The 15749-nt window shown below is 73.6% G+C and carries 13 protein-coding genes, 1 tRNA gene and 1 other RNA gene; all 15 read right to left on the bottom strand.

Translation table 11 applies throughout. From position 1 onward, the window contains the following. Positions 1 to 65: 65 nt before the first annotated feature. The 15 genes from PHK61_RS05540 to PHK61_RS05470 all read right to left on the bottom strand — a co-directional run bounded on the left by PHK61_RS05540 (position 66) and on the right by PHK61_RS05470 (position 15737). The gene (locus tag PHK61_RS05540) at positions 66 to 905 is read right to left on the bottom strand and encodes an ATP-grasp domain-containing protein (protein WP_274279958.1); all 840 of its coding nucleotides are present in this window, start codon (positions 903 to 905) and stop codon (positions 66 to 68) included. Continuing rightward, the gene (locus tag PHK61_RS05535) at positions 902 to 1684 is read right to left on the bottom strand and encodes an aminoacyl-tRNA hydrolase (protein WP_274279957.1); all 783 of its coding nucleotides are present in this window, start codon (positions 1682 to 1684) and stop codon (positions 902 to 904) included. The genes PHK61_RS05540 and PHK61_RS05535 overlap by 4 nt, the downstream gene beginning before the upstream one ends. Next, positions 1681 to 2889: a phosphoserine phosphatase SerB gene (gene serB / locus PHK61_RS05530; RefSeq protein WP_274280035.1), complete on the bottom strand. Its 1209-nt coding sequence runs from the start codon at positions 2887 to 2889 to the stop codon at positions 1681 to 1683. Before serB ends, PHK61_RS05535 begins: the two co-directional genes overlap by 4 nt. A gap of 101 nt (positions 2890 to 2990) precedes the next feature. Beyond that, on the bottom strand, positions 2991 to 4748 hold the full coding sequence (gene ctaD / locus PHK61_RS05525) for an aa3-type cytochrome oxidase subunit I (RefSeq protein ID WP_274279956.1): 1758 nt from the start codon (positions 4746 to 4748) through the stop codon (positions 2991 to 2993). 199 nt (positions 4749 to 4947) lie between these two features. Continuing rightward, a tRNA-Ala gene (locus PHK61_RS05520) sits at positions 4948 to 5020 on the bottom strand. A gap of 51 nt (positions 5021 to 5071) precedes the next feature. Beyond that, positions 5072 to 6631 carry a cryptochrome/photolyase family protein gene (locus PHK61_RS05515; protein ID WP_274279955.1) on the bottom strand — a complete coding sequence of 520 codons (1560 nt, stop codon included), beginning with the start codon at positions 6629 to 6631 and terminating at the stop codon, positions 5072 to 5074. Then, positions 6628 to 7926, bottom strand: a complete 1299-nt coding sequence (locus tag PHK61_RS05510; protein WP_274279954.1) for an MFS transporter — start codon at positions 7924 to 7926, stop codon at positions 6628 to 6630. Before PHK61_RS05510 ends, PHK61_RS05515 begins: the two co-directional genes overlap by 4 nt. Before the next feature lie 115 nt (positions 7927 to 8041). Beyond that, positions 8042 to 9373 carry a protein kinase family protein gene (locus tag PHK61_RS05505; RefSeq protein ID WP_274279953.1) on the bottom strand — a complete coding sequence of 444 codons (1332 nt, stop codon included), beginning with the start codon at positions 9371 to 9373 and terminating at the stop codon, positions 8042 to 8044. A gap of 203 nt (positions 9374 to 9576) precedes the next feature. Next, positions 9577 to 9952: a transfer-messenger RNA gene (gene ssrA / locus PHK61_RS05500) on the bottom strand. A gap of 65 nt (positions 9953 to 10017) precedes the next feature. Then, positions 10018 to 10941, bottom strand: a complete 924-nt coding sequence (locus PHK61_RS05495) for an amidohydrolase family protein (RefSeq protein WP_274279952.1) — start codon at positions 10939 to 10941, stop codon at positions 10018 to 10020. A 37-nt stretch (positions 10942 to 10978) separates the two neighbouring features. Then, positions 10979 to 11491: an SsrA-binding protein SmpB gene (gene smpB, locus PHK61_RS05490; RefSeq protein WP_274279951.1), complete on the bottom strand. Its 513-nt coding sequence runs from the start codon at positions 11489 to 11491 to the stop codon at positions 10979 to 10981. A 19-nt stretch (positions 11492 to 11510) separates the two neighbouring features. After that, entirely contained in the window at positions 11511 to 12407 is an 897-nt protein-coding gene (gene ftsX / locus PHK61_RS05485; RefSeq protein ID WP_274279950.1) for a permease-like cell division protein FtsX, read from the bottom strand. 1 nt (position 12408) lies between these two features. After that, on the bottom strand, positions 12409 to 13098 hold the full coding sequence (gene ftsE / locus PHK61_RS05480; RefSeq protein ID WP_274279949.1) for a cell division ATP-binding protein FtsE: 690 nt from the start codon (positions 13096 to 13098) through the stop codon (positions 12409 to 12411). 131 nt (positions 13099 to 13229) lie between these two features. Continuing rightward, complete coding sequence (gene prfB / locus PHK61_RS05475) at positions 13230 to 14342, bottom strand: peptide chain release factor 2 (RefSeq protein ID WP_274279948.1); 1113 nt, start codon at positions 14340 to 14342, stop codon at positions 13230 to 13232. Between the two features lie 69 nt (positions 14343 to 14411). Beyond that, positions 14412 to 15737, bottom strand: coding sequence for an MFS transporter (locus PHK61_RS05470; RefSeq protein WP_274279947.1), 1326 nt, complete (start codon positions 15735 to 15737; stop codon positions 14412 to 14414). Positions 15738 to 15749: the final 12 nt, after the last annotated feature.

The raw sequence follows: 15749 nt of genomic DNA, 5'->3' as shown, positions 1-15749 counted from the left end.
GCGTGTCGCGCGGCGAGCGTGTGGCGATCCTGGCGTGAGACGCCAGCGATGCCGCATCGCTCGAACTACCCCAGGCGCGCGAGGAGGGCGTCGGCGAGGCGGTCGGGCGCGGCGGCGGCGCGGCGCAGGAAGAGCTCGGGCTCGATGAGCTCGAGCTCCATGACCACCGGCTCGCCGTCCACGCGGACCAGGTCGACGCGCGCGGCCGCGACGTCGCCGGGCGCGCGGGCCAGCGCCGCCTCGGCGACCTCGACCTCGCGGGTGGTCGGGGTGTGGTCCTCCAGGTGCCCGCCGTGCTTCTCGTGCACGAGGAAGCCGCCGGCCGCGGGGAGCTTGCGCACCGCGTGCGACCAGGCGCCGCCCAGGCGGATCAGCGACACCTCGCCGTCGCGCCCGATGCTCTCGACCGCCGGCTGGACGAGGACGTCGCCGCCGCGCAGGAGCTCGCCGACCGTGTCGCGCAGGTCCTCGGGGTGCCCGAGATGCGTGCCGCGCCCGCCGGCGGACACCGCAGGCTTGACCACCACGGGGCCGCGGCCGAGGTCGCCGGGCACCGCGGTGCCGTGCTCGAGCAGGGTCGTCGGCACCGTCGGCACGCCCGCCCCGGCCAGCTCGACGAGGTAGCGCTTGTGGCTGTTCCAGGTCAGCACGGCCAGGGGGTTCACGAGGGTCGTCGCCGCGTCGACCTTCGTCGCCCAGGCGAGGAAGTCGTCGCGGCGCTCGGTGTAGTCCCAGGTCGTGCGCACCACGACGAGGTCGGCGTCGGTCCAGCCGGCGGTGTCGTCGTCCCACGGGGCGTCGGCCGCCTCGACACCACAGGCCGTCAGCGCCGCGACCAGCGGGCGGGTCTCGGCGTCCGAGCGCTCGCTGCGCACCCGGGACCCGGCCACGAGGACGCGCGTCACGGCGTCCCCCGGGCCGCCACGCACGTGACCGTGCCCGGCGCGACCTCGGTGAAGCCCGCGTCGCGCACCGGGACGACGCCGTGGTCCTCCCAGGCCGCCAGGCCCGTGGCGTCGGCATCGAGCACGTCGACCCACCGCGCCCAGTCCTCCCGCGACGCCGGGCGCACCGCCGCGTCGAGCGCGCTCGCCGGGTCGCCGCCGGACGCGGCCAGCACCGTGGCGAGGATCATGCTCGCGTGCCCGACCTGCGCGGCGGCCTTGCCGACGGTCTGCTCGACCTCGGGGCTCAGCCAGATCACCGGCCCGGCGGGAGGGGGGCCGGGCTCGTCGGCGGGGAGGTCGGTGCCCCCGATCTGCAGGCGCCGCACCTCGTGGGGCACGTCGTCGACCGGTCCCGGCACGAGCGCCCGCACCAGCTCGCCGACCGTCACGCCCGGCACCTCCTGCACCGCGCGCCAGTGCGCCGTGCGCGCCCGCCGCGACAGCTTGCGGATGCGTCCGGCGCCCGCCCACGTCGCGACCGCGTCGAACCACTCCCCCTCGGGCGCGGCGCGCTCGTCGAGGCAGAGCGCGAGCGCGGCGGACGCGGCGGCCTCGAGCACGGCGGTGCGCCCGGCCCCGTCGCGTTCGAGGCGCAGGACCAGCGTCATCGCCCGCACGACGCCGTCGTCGGCGTCCCCGTCCCCGGAGCCCCACGGCGCCGGGTCGTCCACCAGCCACGGGCACACCCGCGCCGCCAGCGGAGCGAGCGCACGGAGCTGCGGGGACACCGAGGTCACAGCGGGACCCGACGTAGGAGCCCCTCCGCGGCGTCGGCCACCTCGATCTCGTCGCGGGTCACGCCGAGGATGAACAGCACGGCGTCGAGGTAGGGGTACGACAGCGCCGTGTCGGCGGCCGCCGCGACGACCGGCTTGGCGTTGAAGGCCACCCCGAGCCCGGCGGCCGCGAGCATGTCCAGGTCGTTGGCGCCGTCGCCGACGGCCACGGTCTGGTCGAGCGGGACGCCGGCCTCGTGCGCGAAGCGCTCCAGGGCCACCGCCTTGCCCGCGCGGTCGATGACCGGGCCGAGCACCCTCCCGGTGAGCCGCCCGTCGACGATCTCGAGATCGTTGGCGGCCGAGAAGTCGAGGGACAGGTCGTCGACGAGGCGGTCGATGATCGTGGAGAAGCCGCCGGACACCACGCCGCAGCGGTAGCCCAGGCGCTTGAGCGTCCGGACCGTGGTGCGCGCGCCCGGGGTGAGCTCGAGCTCGTCGGCGACCTCGTCCAGCGCGCTGACGGGCAGGCCCGCGAGGGTCTCGACGCGTTTGTGCAGCGAGTCGGCGAACTCGATCTCGCCGCGCATCGCCGCCTCGGTGATCGCGCGGACCTCGTCCTCGCAGCCCGCGCGGGCGGCGAGCATCTCGATGACCTCGCCCTGGATGAGCGTGGAGTCGACGTCGAAGACGATGAGGCGCTTGGCCCGCTGGGCGAGCCCGACGCGCTGGACGGCGATGTCGCAGCGGGCCCGGCGGCCGGCGGCGGCGAGCGCCTGGCGCAGCGCGGTGTCGTCCGGCGGGTTCACCGACGGCAGGGAGACCCGCAGCTCGAGCCCGGTGACGGGGTAGTCGGCGATGCGCCGCACCCGGTCGATGTTGACGCGCAGCGTCGCGAGCCCGCGGGCGACCTCGGCGAAGTTCGCCGCGGTGATCGGGCGCCCGAGCACCAGCACGACGTGGGTCGAGAACGGGTGCACCGCCGAGGCGTCGCCGCCGGTCTCGACGCTGACCGACAGCCCGAGCGAGGGCATCGTCAGGTCGAGCGCCGCCTGGAGACGGGCCGGGTCGCCGGGCAGCGTGACCAGCGCCGAGAGCGTGATCCGGTGGTGGATCGTCGCCTGCTGGACGTCGAGCATGGCCGCCTCGTGCTCGGCCAGGACCGCGAACAGGGCGGCGTTGACGCCCGGGAAGTCCGGCCCGGTGACGGTCACGAGGACCGGCACCGGGTCGGGACCGGGGTCCGCGTCGGGCGCGACCGGGTCGGCCAGCACGGCGGCCGGCTCAGGCAGGACGCCGTCGGTCGGGTCGTCGGGGACCGCGCGGCTCACTTGTTCCGGGGGTCGGAGCCGGGGAGGTGCTCCTGGCCGGTCTGCCCCGCCGCGGCCTCACCGATGGAGGCGTGCCCGGAACCCACGTGGGCCTCGAGCCGGATGCGCTCGGTGAGGTGCGGGTAGTGCAGCTCGAACGCGGGGCGCTCGGAGCGGATGCGCGGCAGCTCGGTGAAGTTGTGCCGCGGCGGCGGGCACGAGGTGGCCCACTCCAGCGAGTTGCCGTGCCCCCAGGGGTCGTCGACCTCCACCGGGCGCCCGTAGCGCCAGCTGTGGAACGCGTTCCACAGGAACGGCAGCGTGGAGGCCCCGAGGATGAACGCCCCGATGGTGGAGATCGTGTTCAGCGCGGTGAACCCGTCGGTGGCCGCGTAGTCCGCGTAGCGGCGCGGCATGCCCTCGTTGCCCACCCAGTGCTGCACCAGGAACGTCATGTGGAACCCGATGAACGTCAGCCAGAAGTGGAACTTGCCCACGCGCTCGTCCATCATCCGGCCGGTCATCTTCGGGAACCAGAAGTAGATCCCGGCGTAGGTGGCGAACACGATCGTGCCGAACAGCACGTAGTGGAAGTGCGCCACCACGAAGTACGAGTCCGACACGTGGAAGTCCAGCGGCGGGCTGGCCAGCAGCACGCCCGTGAGGCCGCCGAACAGGAACGTCACCAGGAAGCCGACCGAGAACAGCATCGGCGTCTCGAACGTCAGCTGGCCGCGCCACATGGTGCCGATCCAGTTGAAGAACTTGATGCCGGTCGGCACGGCGATGAGGAAGGTGGTGAACGAGAAGAACGGCAGCAGGACCGCGCCCGTCGCGTACATGTGGTGGGCCCACACGGCGACCGACAGGGCCGCGATCGACAGCGTCGCGTAGATCAGCGTCTTGTAGCCGAAGATCGGCTTGCGGCTGAAGACCGGGAAGATCTCGGTGACGATGCCGAAGAACGGCAGCGCGACGATGTAGACCTCGGGGTGCCCGAAGAACCAGAACAGGTGCTGCCAGAGGATCACGCCGCCGTGCTCGGGCGCGAACAGCTGGGCGCCGAGGTGCCGGTCGGCGGCGAGGCCGAGCAGCGCCGCGGTGAGGATCGGGAAGGCGAGCAGCACCAGCACGACCGTCACGAGGATGTTCCAGGTGAAGATCGGCATCCGGAACATGGTCATGCCCGGGGCGCGCATGCAGACGATGGTGGTGACGAAGTTGACGCCGCCGAGGATGGTGCCCAGGCCCGAGACGACCAGGCCGACGATCCAGACGTCGGCGCCGAGGCCCGGCGAGTGCACGACGTCCGACAGCGGCGTGTAGGCGAACCAGCCGAAGGCGGCGGCGCCGTCCGGGGTGAAGAACCCGGAGACGACGATGATGCCGCCGAAGAGGAACAGCCAGTACGAGAAGGCGTTGAGCCGCGGGAACGCGACGTCGGGGGCGCCGATCTGCAGCGGGACGATGTAGTTGGCGAACCCGAACAGGATCGGTGTCGCGTAGAGCAGCAGCATGATCGTGCCGTGCATGGTGAACAGCTGGTTGTACTGGTCCACCGACAGGATCTGCAGACCCGGCTGGGCCAGCTCGGCGCGCATCAGCAGTGCCATGAGCCCGCCGATCAGGAAGAACCCGAACGACGTGATCAGGTACAGGATCGCGATGTCCTTGGGGTCCGTCGTCTTGAGCATGCGCCCGACGAACGAGCCGCGCTTCGCCTCGCGCGCCGGGTACGGCGTGGTCGCGATCGGCTTGGGTGCGACGGCGGTCACGAAGGCCTCCTGCTCACGGTGCGTCTCCTCCACCCCGGCGGCCGTCGGCCGCTCGTGCGGACCCCGGAATCGTAACCGCCGTGCGGTCCCCCGGCTCGCCGGGTGAACCCTCCCACGACGACTCGTCGTAGACCACCGGGGGCCGGGCCCGGGAACGACGAAGGACCGCCGCCCGGTGGGCGACGGTCCTCGCGGTGGGTGGAGCTGAGGGGACTCGAACCCCTGACCCTCACACTGCCAGTGTGATGCGCTACCAGCTGCGCCACAGCCCCAACGCGACGCAACGTTACACGCCGACGGCGCCCGTCCGACGCCGGGGGTGACTAGAAGTCCCGCCGCCCGTGCTCCTGCTCGAGCACCGCGTCGAGGTCCTTGAGACGGTCCATCGTGGCCACGGCGCGGGCCGTGCGCTGGTTGCCCTCGAGCCGGCCGCGGTGCCGGTGCACGAACTGCCAGTAGCCCGCCGTGAACGGGCACGCCCGGTCCCCGACCCGCACCTTCGGGTCGAACGCGCAGTCGCCGCAGTGGTCGGACATCTTGTTGATGTAGGCCCCGCCGGACGCGTAGGGCTTCGTCGCGAGCTTCCCGCCGTCGGCGTGCTGGCTCATGCCGACGACGTTGGGCGGCATCACCCAGGCGAACCCGTCGACGAACGACGTGGTGAACCACTCGGACAGGGCGCTCGGGCGGTACTCGCGCTGCAGGGCGTGGTTGCCCAGCACCATGAGCCGCGGGATGTGGTGCACCCACCCGCGCTCGCGCACCCCGCGCAGCGCCGACGACAGGCACGCCGCGGTCACCCCGTCCGCGTCCAGCTCGGTCCACCACTGCGGGAGCTTCGCGCGGTGCTCCATCTCGTTGCGCTTCGCGTAGCCCTTCCCGAAGTGCCAGTAGAGGTGCCAGATGTACTCGCGCCAGCCGAGGATCTGGCGCACGAAGCCCTCGACGGAGTTCAGCCGGGCGGTCCCGTCGTGGTAGGCCTGCTCGGCGGCGTGCACGGCCTCGAGCGGGTGCAGCACGCCGAGGTTCTGGGGCACCGAGAGCAGCGAGTGCGCCATCCACGGGTCCTGCGCGAGGATGGCGTCCTCGTGGGGCCCGAACGGGTCGAGGCGGTGCTCGACGAACCGCGTCAGGGCCTTGCGGGCCTCGTCGGGCGTGACGGCGAACAGCCGCGGCCCGTCCTCGCCGACGGTCGGCAGGTCCATGGCGTCGAGGTCGCGGCGGACCTGCTCGTCGATCTCGTCCTCGGTCGGCCACCAGGGGTCCGGCACGCCGAGCGTGCGCGCCTTCTTCGGCGGCGGCTCGCGGTTGTCGTGGTCGAGGTTCCACGTCCCGCCGACGGGGCTCTCGCCCTCCATCAGCACGTCGAAGCGCCGCCGCTGGTTGCGGTAGAAGTTCTCCATCGTGAACGAGTTCTCGTCGCCTGCCCAGGCGGTGAACTCGTCGCGCGGGCGCGCGAACGTCGTCGCCGGCAGCACCGCCGCGACGAGCCCGTCCCGGCGCAGCTGCTCCACGAACTCGACGGCGGTGTGCGAGGTCGGCTGGTGCACGACGACCGGGCGCCCGACCTTCTCCAGCGCCTCGCGGTAGGTCTCGGTGCGGTGGTGGGTGCTGCGGTCGCCGAGCTCGGCGTCGAGGTGGCGCATGCCCGAGAGCACGAGGTGCAGCTTCTGGCGGTGGTAGCGGCGCCGGCGCAGCACCGCGGCCGACTCGATCAGCACGACCTCGCGCTCGGCGTGCTGCGGCAGCGCGTGCACGGCCGGGCCGAGCTGGTCGCCGAACACCCACAGCGGCGCGTCCGGGGGCGCGTCGGCCTGCGTGAGCGCGGCGTCGACGCTCTCCGTGTAGATGTCCTCCACGCCTGCGGGGACGGTGCTGCTCATGCGCGGCGGGTGCCCGCGTCCCCTGCCGACGAACCCGGCGAGGGATCCGGCGACCCCGGAGGTGTCCGGGGCAGCCGCTGCCACGCGACCAGGGCGACCAGCGCGATCGCGGCGCTGAGCGCGAAGGCGGCGGGGAACGACGCGCTCTCGGCCAGCGCGCCGGCGGCGATCGGCCCGATGATCGCGCCGACGTCGGCGGCCATCTGGAAGCCCGAGAGCGCGGGCCCGCCGCTGCGCCGCGAGCCGACGAGGTCGGCGACGGCGGCGCCCTGGGCCGGCTGCAGCAGGCCGGCCCCCGCCCCGGCGACCGCGGACGCGCCGAGCAGCACGACCAGGCCCAGGGCCCCGGGCACCTGCGCGAGCGCCATCGCGGCGGTCCCGACGGTGACGAGGGCCAGCCCGGCGATGACCACCGGACGGCGGCCCCGCCGGTCCGACAGCCCGCTGGTCGCCAGGAGCACCAGGCCGTCGCCGACCGCGAACACCGTCAGCGCGACCCCAGCCCACAGCGGCTCGCGGCCGAGCGCCACGGCGACGAACAGCGGCACGAGCGCCACCCGCACGCCCTGCACGGCCCAGCCCGTCGCGAGGCTCGACACCAGGGCCGCGCGGTAGGTGGGCAGCCGGAACGCGGCGCCGAGCGTCAGCGGCGTCTCCTGCGCGCCGTCCCGCCGGACACCGACCTGCCGCGACCGCGCGAGCAGCGCCCCGACCACGATCGTCGCCAGCACGAGCGCGACGGCGTAGACGACGAACGGGGCCCGCAGGTCGACGGCGACGAGCAGGCCGCCGAAGGCCGGCCCGGTGACCCCGCCGAGCAGGAACGCGCCGGTGAACAGCCCGCTCGCCTGGCCCCGGCGCCCCTCGGGGGCCAGCCGGAACATCAGCGAGAACGCCGAGACCGTGAACATCGTCGACCCGATGCCGCCGAGCCCGCGGAACACGAGCAGCTGGACGTAGCTGGTGGCCAGCGCGCACGCGCCGGTGGACGCGGCGACGACCAGCAGCCCGGTGAGGTACATCGTGCGCTCGCCGGTGCGGGCGACGAGCCGGCCCGACACCGGCGCGAACAGCAGCCGCATCACCGGCAGCGCGCTGACCACCGCGGACGCGGCCGTGACCCCCACCCCGAAGCTGCGGGCGAACACCGGCAGGGCCGGTGCCACGATCCCGTAGCCGGCGGCGACGAGGAAGCTGCCCGCGAGCAGCGCCCAGACCTCCCAGGGAAGTGACGTGCGCCGCGACCCGCCGGACGGGTGGTCGGGCGGGCGGTCCCGCTCCGGTGCGGCACCCATCGGTGTCTCGGGGGCTCCTTCGCACTCGGGGTCGGTGGCCCTGGCGGCAGTCTGCTCCCCCGCGGCCCGGTCCGCCCGGCCGGGCACCGGGGTCCGGGGCTCGCGGGGGCGGGGATCAGGGTGCGGCGAGCGTCGCCCCCCGCGCCCCGCCGGGGCGCGTCGTGGTGGTGGCGGTCGTCGGTCCGGTCGGCTCCGTCGGCCCCGTCGTCGGCCCCGTGGTGGGGCCGGTCGGCGCCGTGGTCGGCGCGACGGTCGTCGGCGGGACGGTCGGCGGCGCCGGCGGCAGGACGGGCGCGGGCACCGTCGTCACGTCGCTGGTGATCGGGCTGCGCGTGGTGGTGTCGCGCACCGGGGTGTCGTCACCCTCGTCGCCGTCGCGCTCGACGGTCTCGCCGCTGCTCGACGACGAGCCGGGCGGGGAGACCGCGACCGGCGCGGTGTCCGGCCCCGCGGGCGCGGTGCGGTCGGTGAGGCCCGCCTCGCGGGGCGTGCCCGGGTCCTCGCCGGACCACAGCACGAACCCCGAGGCGGCGGCGACCGCGAGCGCGGCGGCGCCGAGGGTCGCGAGCCGCACGCCGCGACCGGCCAGCCGGCGCCGGCGTCCGCGGGGTGCCCGTGCGACGGCGGGCCCGAGCACGGGCGCGACGACCTCGGTGACCTCGGCCGGCGCCGGCACGGGCGCGGCGACCGGGACGAAGCTCGTCGCGTCCTCGTCGACGTGCCGGAGGGCCTCGGCGACCCGGGCGAGGGATTCGCCGGCTCCGCGGGCGCCGACGCGGCGTTCCGCCATGTCGGCGAGGGCCTGCGCCAGGGCGGGAGCCGCCGGCGCGGCCGGGTCGAGGACGAGGGCGAGCGCGCGCCCGAGGTCGGCGACGTCGTCGTCGGGGCGGGGCGGCGTGGGCGCGGCCGGCTGCGCGTCCTCGTCGGGCGCCACCGCCGGCGCGGGGTGCAGCGCGGCGGTGAAGCCGGTGAGCCAGGCGTAGGGCGCGCCGGGCGTGCCGCCGAGGACCAGGCTCGCGGGCCCGATGTCGCCGTGGACCACGCCGCGGCCGTGGGCGTGCGCCAGCGCGGAGGCGACCTGCGCGCCGACCTCCGCGACCGTGATCGGCGCCCAGCGCCCGAGGTCGGCGCCCGGCTCGAGGACCCGCCCGGCGACGCTCTGCAGCACGAGCGTGCTCTCGGAGCCCTCGGTGAGGCCGTCGACGTCGAACACCTCGACGAGGTGGGCGTGGTGCAGGGCGGCCAGGCGACGGACCTGCTCGGTGCGCACGACGAGGTCCTCGCCGGCCGCCGGCGGCAGCGTGACCATCGCCACCTCGCGCCCCAGCACGGCGTCGAGGCCCCGGGTGGCGGCGTCGACCGCGCCGGGCCAGGACTCCGGCCGCCCCACCGGTCGGAGGCCGCCGTCCGGGGACGCGAGCGGCTCCCCGTCGGGCTCCGTGGCCACCGCGCACCCCCTCACCGCTCGTGCTCCTCCGGACGAGTGAGCACCGGGCGCCCACGGTAGCGTCCGCCCTCACGCTGAGTCGACCGGCCCATCGGACAGAGCCGACCGGCCGAAAGTCGGTGGTCAGCGCGACGAACGACAACGGGCCGACGAACGACGACGGGCCGGAGAGCGTGTGCTCTCCGGCCCGTCGTGCACTCCGGGGGTGGAGGTGCCGGGAATCGAACCCGGGTCCTCCGATCAGCAACCAGGACTTCTCCGTGCGCAGTCCGCGTCGTCTCTGCTCGGATCCACCGGTCCTGCGGACGGGCCGGTGTGACGATCCCAGTCACTGTGAGATGTCCCGACCGGACCCCGTGACCGGGTCCGGCGGTGAGTCACCTAGCTGATGCCGGCGACCGGGTCGGTGACGAACCCGGGCCGACAGACTTCCCTACTCGCTGTCAGGCAGCGAGCTGGAAGTCGCGCTGAGAACTCTCGGCGCTTATTTCTTTGCGACGCATGGTTAACGAGATCATCGTCGCCTTCCTCGGCACGCTTCTCCTGATGAACCACTCGGAGTCGAAACCAGTCACCCCCTCGGTCCCGCGCGGTGCGGGCCATCGATCATAACGCCCGTCCCCGCCCGTTTCATCCAGCCCGGTTCATCCCACCGGGACACCCAGCAGCCGCGCCGGGGCGTCGTGCAGCACCGAGCGCAGGAACGGGACGCCCAACCGGTCGTCGGCGGCCGCCCAGCCCGCGACGGCGGCGAGCTGCTCGTGGTAGCCGTAGGGGATGTTGGGGAAGTCGGTGCCCAGCACCACGCGGTCGGCGACGTCGGCCAGCCGCGCGGGCCAGTCGGCGGGCACCGGCGCGAACGCCTCCGTGTAGGGCGTCCCCACCATCGTCGTGTCGATGTGGACGTTCGGGAACCGGTCGAGCAGCGCGAGGGTCCGCTCGTACTCCGGCAGCCCGGCGTGGGCGATCACCGCGGTCAGGCGCGGGTGGCGCTCGAGCACCTCGACGAACACGTCCATGCCCGTGTAGGTGCCCTGCCGCGGCCCGTCGCCGCAGTGCACGATCGCCGGCACGCCCGCGTCGGCGACGAGGCCCCACGCCGCGTCGAGCCGCGGATCGCGCGGGTCGAAGTCGCCGACCTGGACGTGCACCTTGACCGCCCGCGCCCCGGCCGCGAGCGCGTCGCCGAGGTAGGTGGTCACCGAGTCCTCGGGGTAGAGCGTCGCGGTCGGGACCGCCTCGGGCACCTCGGCCGCCCACTCCAGCGCCCACGACGTCAGCCACGCCGCCATGTCCGGCTTGTGCGGGTAGACCAGCGGCGCGAACGTGCGGACCCCGAACCCGCGCAGCAGGTCGATCCGCGTCTGCTCGGGCTCGCGGTACCGGATCGGCCAGGCCATGCCGTACTTCTGCTCGGCCTGGTCGAAGAACGCCCACACCTTCTGCAGCATCCGGTCGGGCAGGAAGTGCACGTGGATGTCGACCAGGCCGTCGACACCGGTGGCGGCCACCCAGGCCGGGATGTCGGCGTCGTCGACCGGTGGCACGGCCAACGGGTCCCTGTTCATGGTCCGGCTCCGCTGCGCTTCGCGTCCCGGCGCGGGCTCACCACCCCTTGATCCGCCGGCCGACGATCCGCTCCGCCTCGCGCTTGGCGTCGCGCTCGGCCATCGCCTCGCGCTTGTCGTGCTTCGCCTTGCCGCGCGCCAGCGCGAGCTCGACCTTGCACAGCCCGCCGCTGAAGTACAGCGAGAGCGGCACCAGGGTGTGCCCGGTCTCGCGGGTCTTCCCGACGAGCCGCGCGATCTCCGAGCGGTGCAGCAGCAGCTTGCGCACGCGCCGGGGCTCGTGGTTGGTCCAGGAGCCGAAGTCGTACTCCTGGATGTGCAGGCCGCGCAGCCACACCTCGCCGTCGCGCACCTCGGCGTACGCGTCGTTCAGCGACACGTGCCCGGCGCGCAGGCTCTTGACCTCGGTGCCCTGCAGCGCGATGCCCGCCTCGTAGACGTCGACCACCGTGTAGTCGTAGCGGGCCTTGCGGTTGGTGGCGACGACCTTGCGCCGCTCCTCGGGGCGGTTGCTGCTGGCCTTGCTCGGGGCCGTCTTCGTCTTGGCCAACGCGCACCTCCCTCGCCGCTCACTGCCGGACGTACAGCCTCAGGGTGACGTACCCCGTGGCGGTGGCGATCACCGTTCCGACGACCACCAGTACCGGTCCAACGTATCCGAGCACGTCGCTCATCCCGATCGGCGGGATCGTGTTGGCCAGCAGCCGCCCGGAGAGCAGACGGTCGAGGAAGAACGCCTTCGCCGCGACGAGCCCGCCCGTCGCGAGGACGGCCCCGACGACGCCGGTGACCACCGCCTCGATGAGGAACGGCACCTGCGTGTACCAGCGCGTCGCGCCGACCAGCCGCATGATCCCGACCTCGGTGCGCCGCGTGAACGCCGAGAGCTGGATGGTGTTGGAGATCAGCAGCACCGCGGCGAGGGTCTGCACGACCGCCAGGCCGAACGTCGCGTTGCGCACGCTGCCGAGGAACGAGAAGAGGTCGGCGACGGTGCTGCGCTGGTCGACGACGTTGCGCACGCCGGGCCGCCCGGTGAACCGGTCGACGATCTCGGTGCCGCGCAGCGGGTCGGCCATGGTCACCCGCAGGGTCGCGGGCAGGCTCTGCGGGCGCACGAGCTGCAGGATCGACTGGCCCGCGTAGATCCGCTGGAAGCGCGCGAACGCGGCGTCGCGGCTCTCGTACTCGACCGAGGCCACCAGCGGGTCACGCTCGAGCTCGCTGCGCAGGTCGCGGCACACGGGGGTCGTGCAGTCCGGGTCGTCCGCGCTGGTCGGCTCGTCGAGGGCGACCTGGACGGCGATCAGCGAGTAGTACAGGTCCTCGGTGCGGTCGATCGTGCGCACGGCGAGCAGGCCCGCACCGAGCAGCCCGAGCGAGATCGCGGTGGTGATGACCATGGCGATCGACATCGTCAGGTTGCGGCGCAGCCCGACGAGCGCCTCTCTCCAGACGAAGAGCACGTCAGCGCACCGTCCCGTACACGCCGCGGTCGTCGTCGCGCGCGAGCCTGCCGCTCGACAGCTCGACCACCCGGCGCCGCATGCTGTCGACGATCTGGCGGTCGTGGGTGGCCATGAGCACCGTCGTGCCGGTGCGGTTGATCCGCTCGATCAGCGTCATGATGCCGCCGGCGGTCTCCGGGTCGAGGTTGCCGGTGGGCTCGTCGGCGAGCAGCACCAGCGGGCGGTTGACGAACGCCCGCGCGATCGCGACCCGCTGCGCCTCGCCGCCCGAGAGCTCCGAGGGCATCCGGTCGGCCTTGCCGCCGAGGTCGACCATGTCGAGCACCTCGGGCACCACGGTGCGGACCGTGTGCCGCGGCTTGCCGATCACCTCGAGCGCGAACGCCACGTTCTCGCCGACGGTCTTGTTCGGCAGGAGGCGGAAGTCCTGGAAGACGCAGCCCATCCGCTGGCGCAGCCGGGGCACCCGGCGGCGGGCGAGTCGGCCCACGTTCCAGTTGGCGACCCAGACCGTGCCGCCGGTCGGGACGTCCTCGCGCAGCAGCAGCCGCAGCAGCGTCGACTTGCCCGATCCGGACGGTCCGATGAGGAAGACGAACTCGCCCCGCTCGACCGCCACGCTCACGTCGTCGAGGGCCGGCCGGGTGGAGGTCGGATAGACCTTCGAGACGTTCTCCAGCCGGATCACGGACCGTGATGCTACTGACGCGTCGTGATCTCCCAGGGCCCGGCTCGGGGCGGGGTCGTCAGGGCTCGTCCCGGCGACGAGGGGACGGCCCGACGGCGCGCCTTCGTCGCGCGGTCCTGCCGTTCCCGCGCCTAGGCCGCCTCGGTCTGCTTGCGCCACCGGATGCCGGCGTCGAGGAACCCGTCGATGAAGCCGTCGAGCACCTGCGAGGTCTGCGAGGTCTCGTGGTTGGTCCGCAGGTCCTTGACCATCTGGTATGGGTGCAGGACGTAGGACCGCATCTGGTTGCCCCAGCTCGAGCCGGAGTCCTTGAGCGAGTCGAGCAGGGCCTGCTCCTCCTCGCGGCGGCGGGCCAGCAGCTTCGCCGCCAGCACGGCCATCGCGGAGGCCTTGTTCTGCAGCTGCGAGCGCTCGTTCTGGCAGGAGACGACGATGCCGGTGGGCAGGTGGGTCAGGCGCACCGCCGAGTCGGTGGTGTTGACGCCCTGCCCGCCGGGGCCGCTCGAGCGGTAGACGTCGACGCGCAGGTCCTTCTCGTCGATCTCCACGTGGTCGGTGGACTCGACGACCGGCGCGACCTCGACGCCGGCGAAGCTGGTCTGGCGGCGCCCCTGGTTGTCGAACGGCGAGATGCGCACCAGCCGGTGGGTGCCCTGCTCCACGCTGAGGGTGCCGTAGGCGTAGGGCGCCGAGACCTTGAACGTGGCCGACTTGATGCCGGCCTCCTCGGCGTAGGAGGTGTCGTAGACCTCGGTCGGGTAGCCGTGGCGCTCGGCCCAGCGCAGGTACATCCGCATCAGCATCTCGGCGAAGTCGGCGGCGTCGACGCCGCCGGCCTCGGCCCGGACGGTGACCAGCGCGTCGCGCTCGTCGTACTCGCCGGAGAGCAGGGTGCGGACCTCGAACGCGTCGACGTCGCTCTTGAGCGACTCGCGCTCGCCGTCGGCCTCGGCGCGCAGCTCGGTGGCGTCGGACCCCTCGGACTCGTCGGCCATCTCGTAGAGCGTGCCGAGGTCGTCGAGGCGCGAGCGCAGCGACTCGGCACGGCGCAGGTCGGCCTGCTTGTGCGTGAAGTCGCTGGTCAGCTTCTGCGCGGTCTCGACGTCGTCCCACAGGTCCGGGGCGGCGACCTGCTGCTCGAGCTCGGCCACCTCACGCCGCAGACCCTCGAGGTCCATCGCCGCCTCGACGCTGTCCAGGGAGGCGGCGAGGTCCTTCAGCTCGGTCGCGGTCGTGTCGTCCACTCCCCCAGCGTAATCGCCCGCCCTGGCCGGGCCCGCGACCGCAACGAGAGCACTGCTCCCGCCACCCGGTCAGGCGCCGACGACGAACGCCTCCCGCTCCGCCGCCGAGCCCTCGCGCAGCGCCAGCACGGCGGCGAGCGTGATGAGGCAGACCACCACCATGTAGACCGACACCGACAGCGAGGTGCCCGTCGCGCCGATCAGCGCCTGGGCCACCAGCGGCGCGAACCCGCCGCCGAGCACCGCGCCGACGGCGTAGGCGAACGAGGCGCCGCTGTAGCGCACGGCGGCCGGGAAGAGCTCGGCGTACGCCGCGGCCTGCGGGCCGTAGGTCAGCCCGAGCCCCACGCCGAGCACGGCGACCGCGAGCAGCATCCAGGGCAGCGACGCGGTGTCCAGCAGCAGGAAGAACGGGAACGACCAGACGAGCAGCAGGATCGTCCCGACGAGGTAGACGCGGCGCCGGCCGACGCGGTCGGACCACGCGCCGCTCCACATGATCGCGACGCCCCACACGACGGCGCCGACGATCCCGACGGCGAGCATCGTCGCGCTCGACAGCCCGAGCACGCGCGTGCCGTACGACGTGATGAAGGCGATCAGCAGGTAGCCGATCATGTTGTTGGCGATGAACAGCCCGATGGCCACGAGCAGCGCGCGCGGCTGGTCGCGCAGCACGGCGAGCATCGGCGAGGAGCGGCGGGCGCGCTGGTCGCGGAGGTGCTCGAACACCGGGCTCTCGTCGACCTTGAGGCGCACGAAGAACCCCACGCCGACGAGCACGATCGAGAGCAGGAACGGGATGCGCCAGCCCCAGGACAGGAACTGCTCGCGCGTGGTGGTCGTGGACACTGTGAGGAAGACGAGGTTGGCGAGGATCAGCCCGATGGGCACGCCCACCTGCGGATAGGTGCCGAAGAAGCCGCGCCGGCCGGGCGGGGCGTGCTCGACGGCCATCAGCGCCGCGCCGCCCCACTCGCCGCCGGCGGACAGCCCCTGCAGCAGGCGCAGCACGAGCAGCAGGATCGGCGCGGCCACGCCGATCGAGGCGTAGGTGGGCAGCAGGCCGACGCCCGTCGTCGCCAACCCCATGATCAGCAGGGTGGCGACGAGCATGCCCTTGCGCCCCAGCCGGTCGCCGAGGTGGCCCGCGATCACCCCGCCGAGCGGGCGCGCCACAAAGCTGACGCCGATCGTCGCGAACGAGGCGAGCAGCGCGGTGGTCGGGTCGAGCGCGGTGAAGAACAGCTGGCTGAACACCAGCCCCGCCGCGCTGGCGTAGATGAAGAAGTCGTACCACTCGATCGTCGTGCCGACGAGGCTCGCGACGGCGACCCGGCGCACCGCGTCCGGCGACGGCTCGGTCGTGGACGCGGTGGGTGGGGTCTGCGTCATGCGCGGACGGTA

Source organism: Actinomycetospora lutea (genome assembly GCF_028737205.1).
GTDB classification, from domain to species: domain Bacteria; phylum Actinomycetota; class Actinomycetes; order Mycobacteriales; family Pseudonocardiaceae; genus Actinomycetospora; species Actinomycetospora lutea.
Note: the sequence above shows the minus strand (reverse complement) of the source record. Positions and strands in the feature narration are given on the sequence as shown.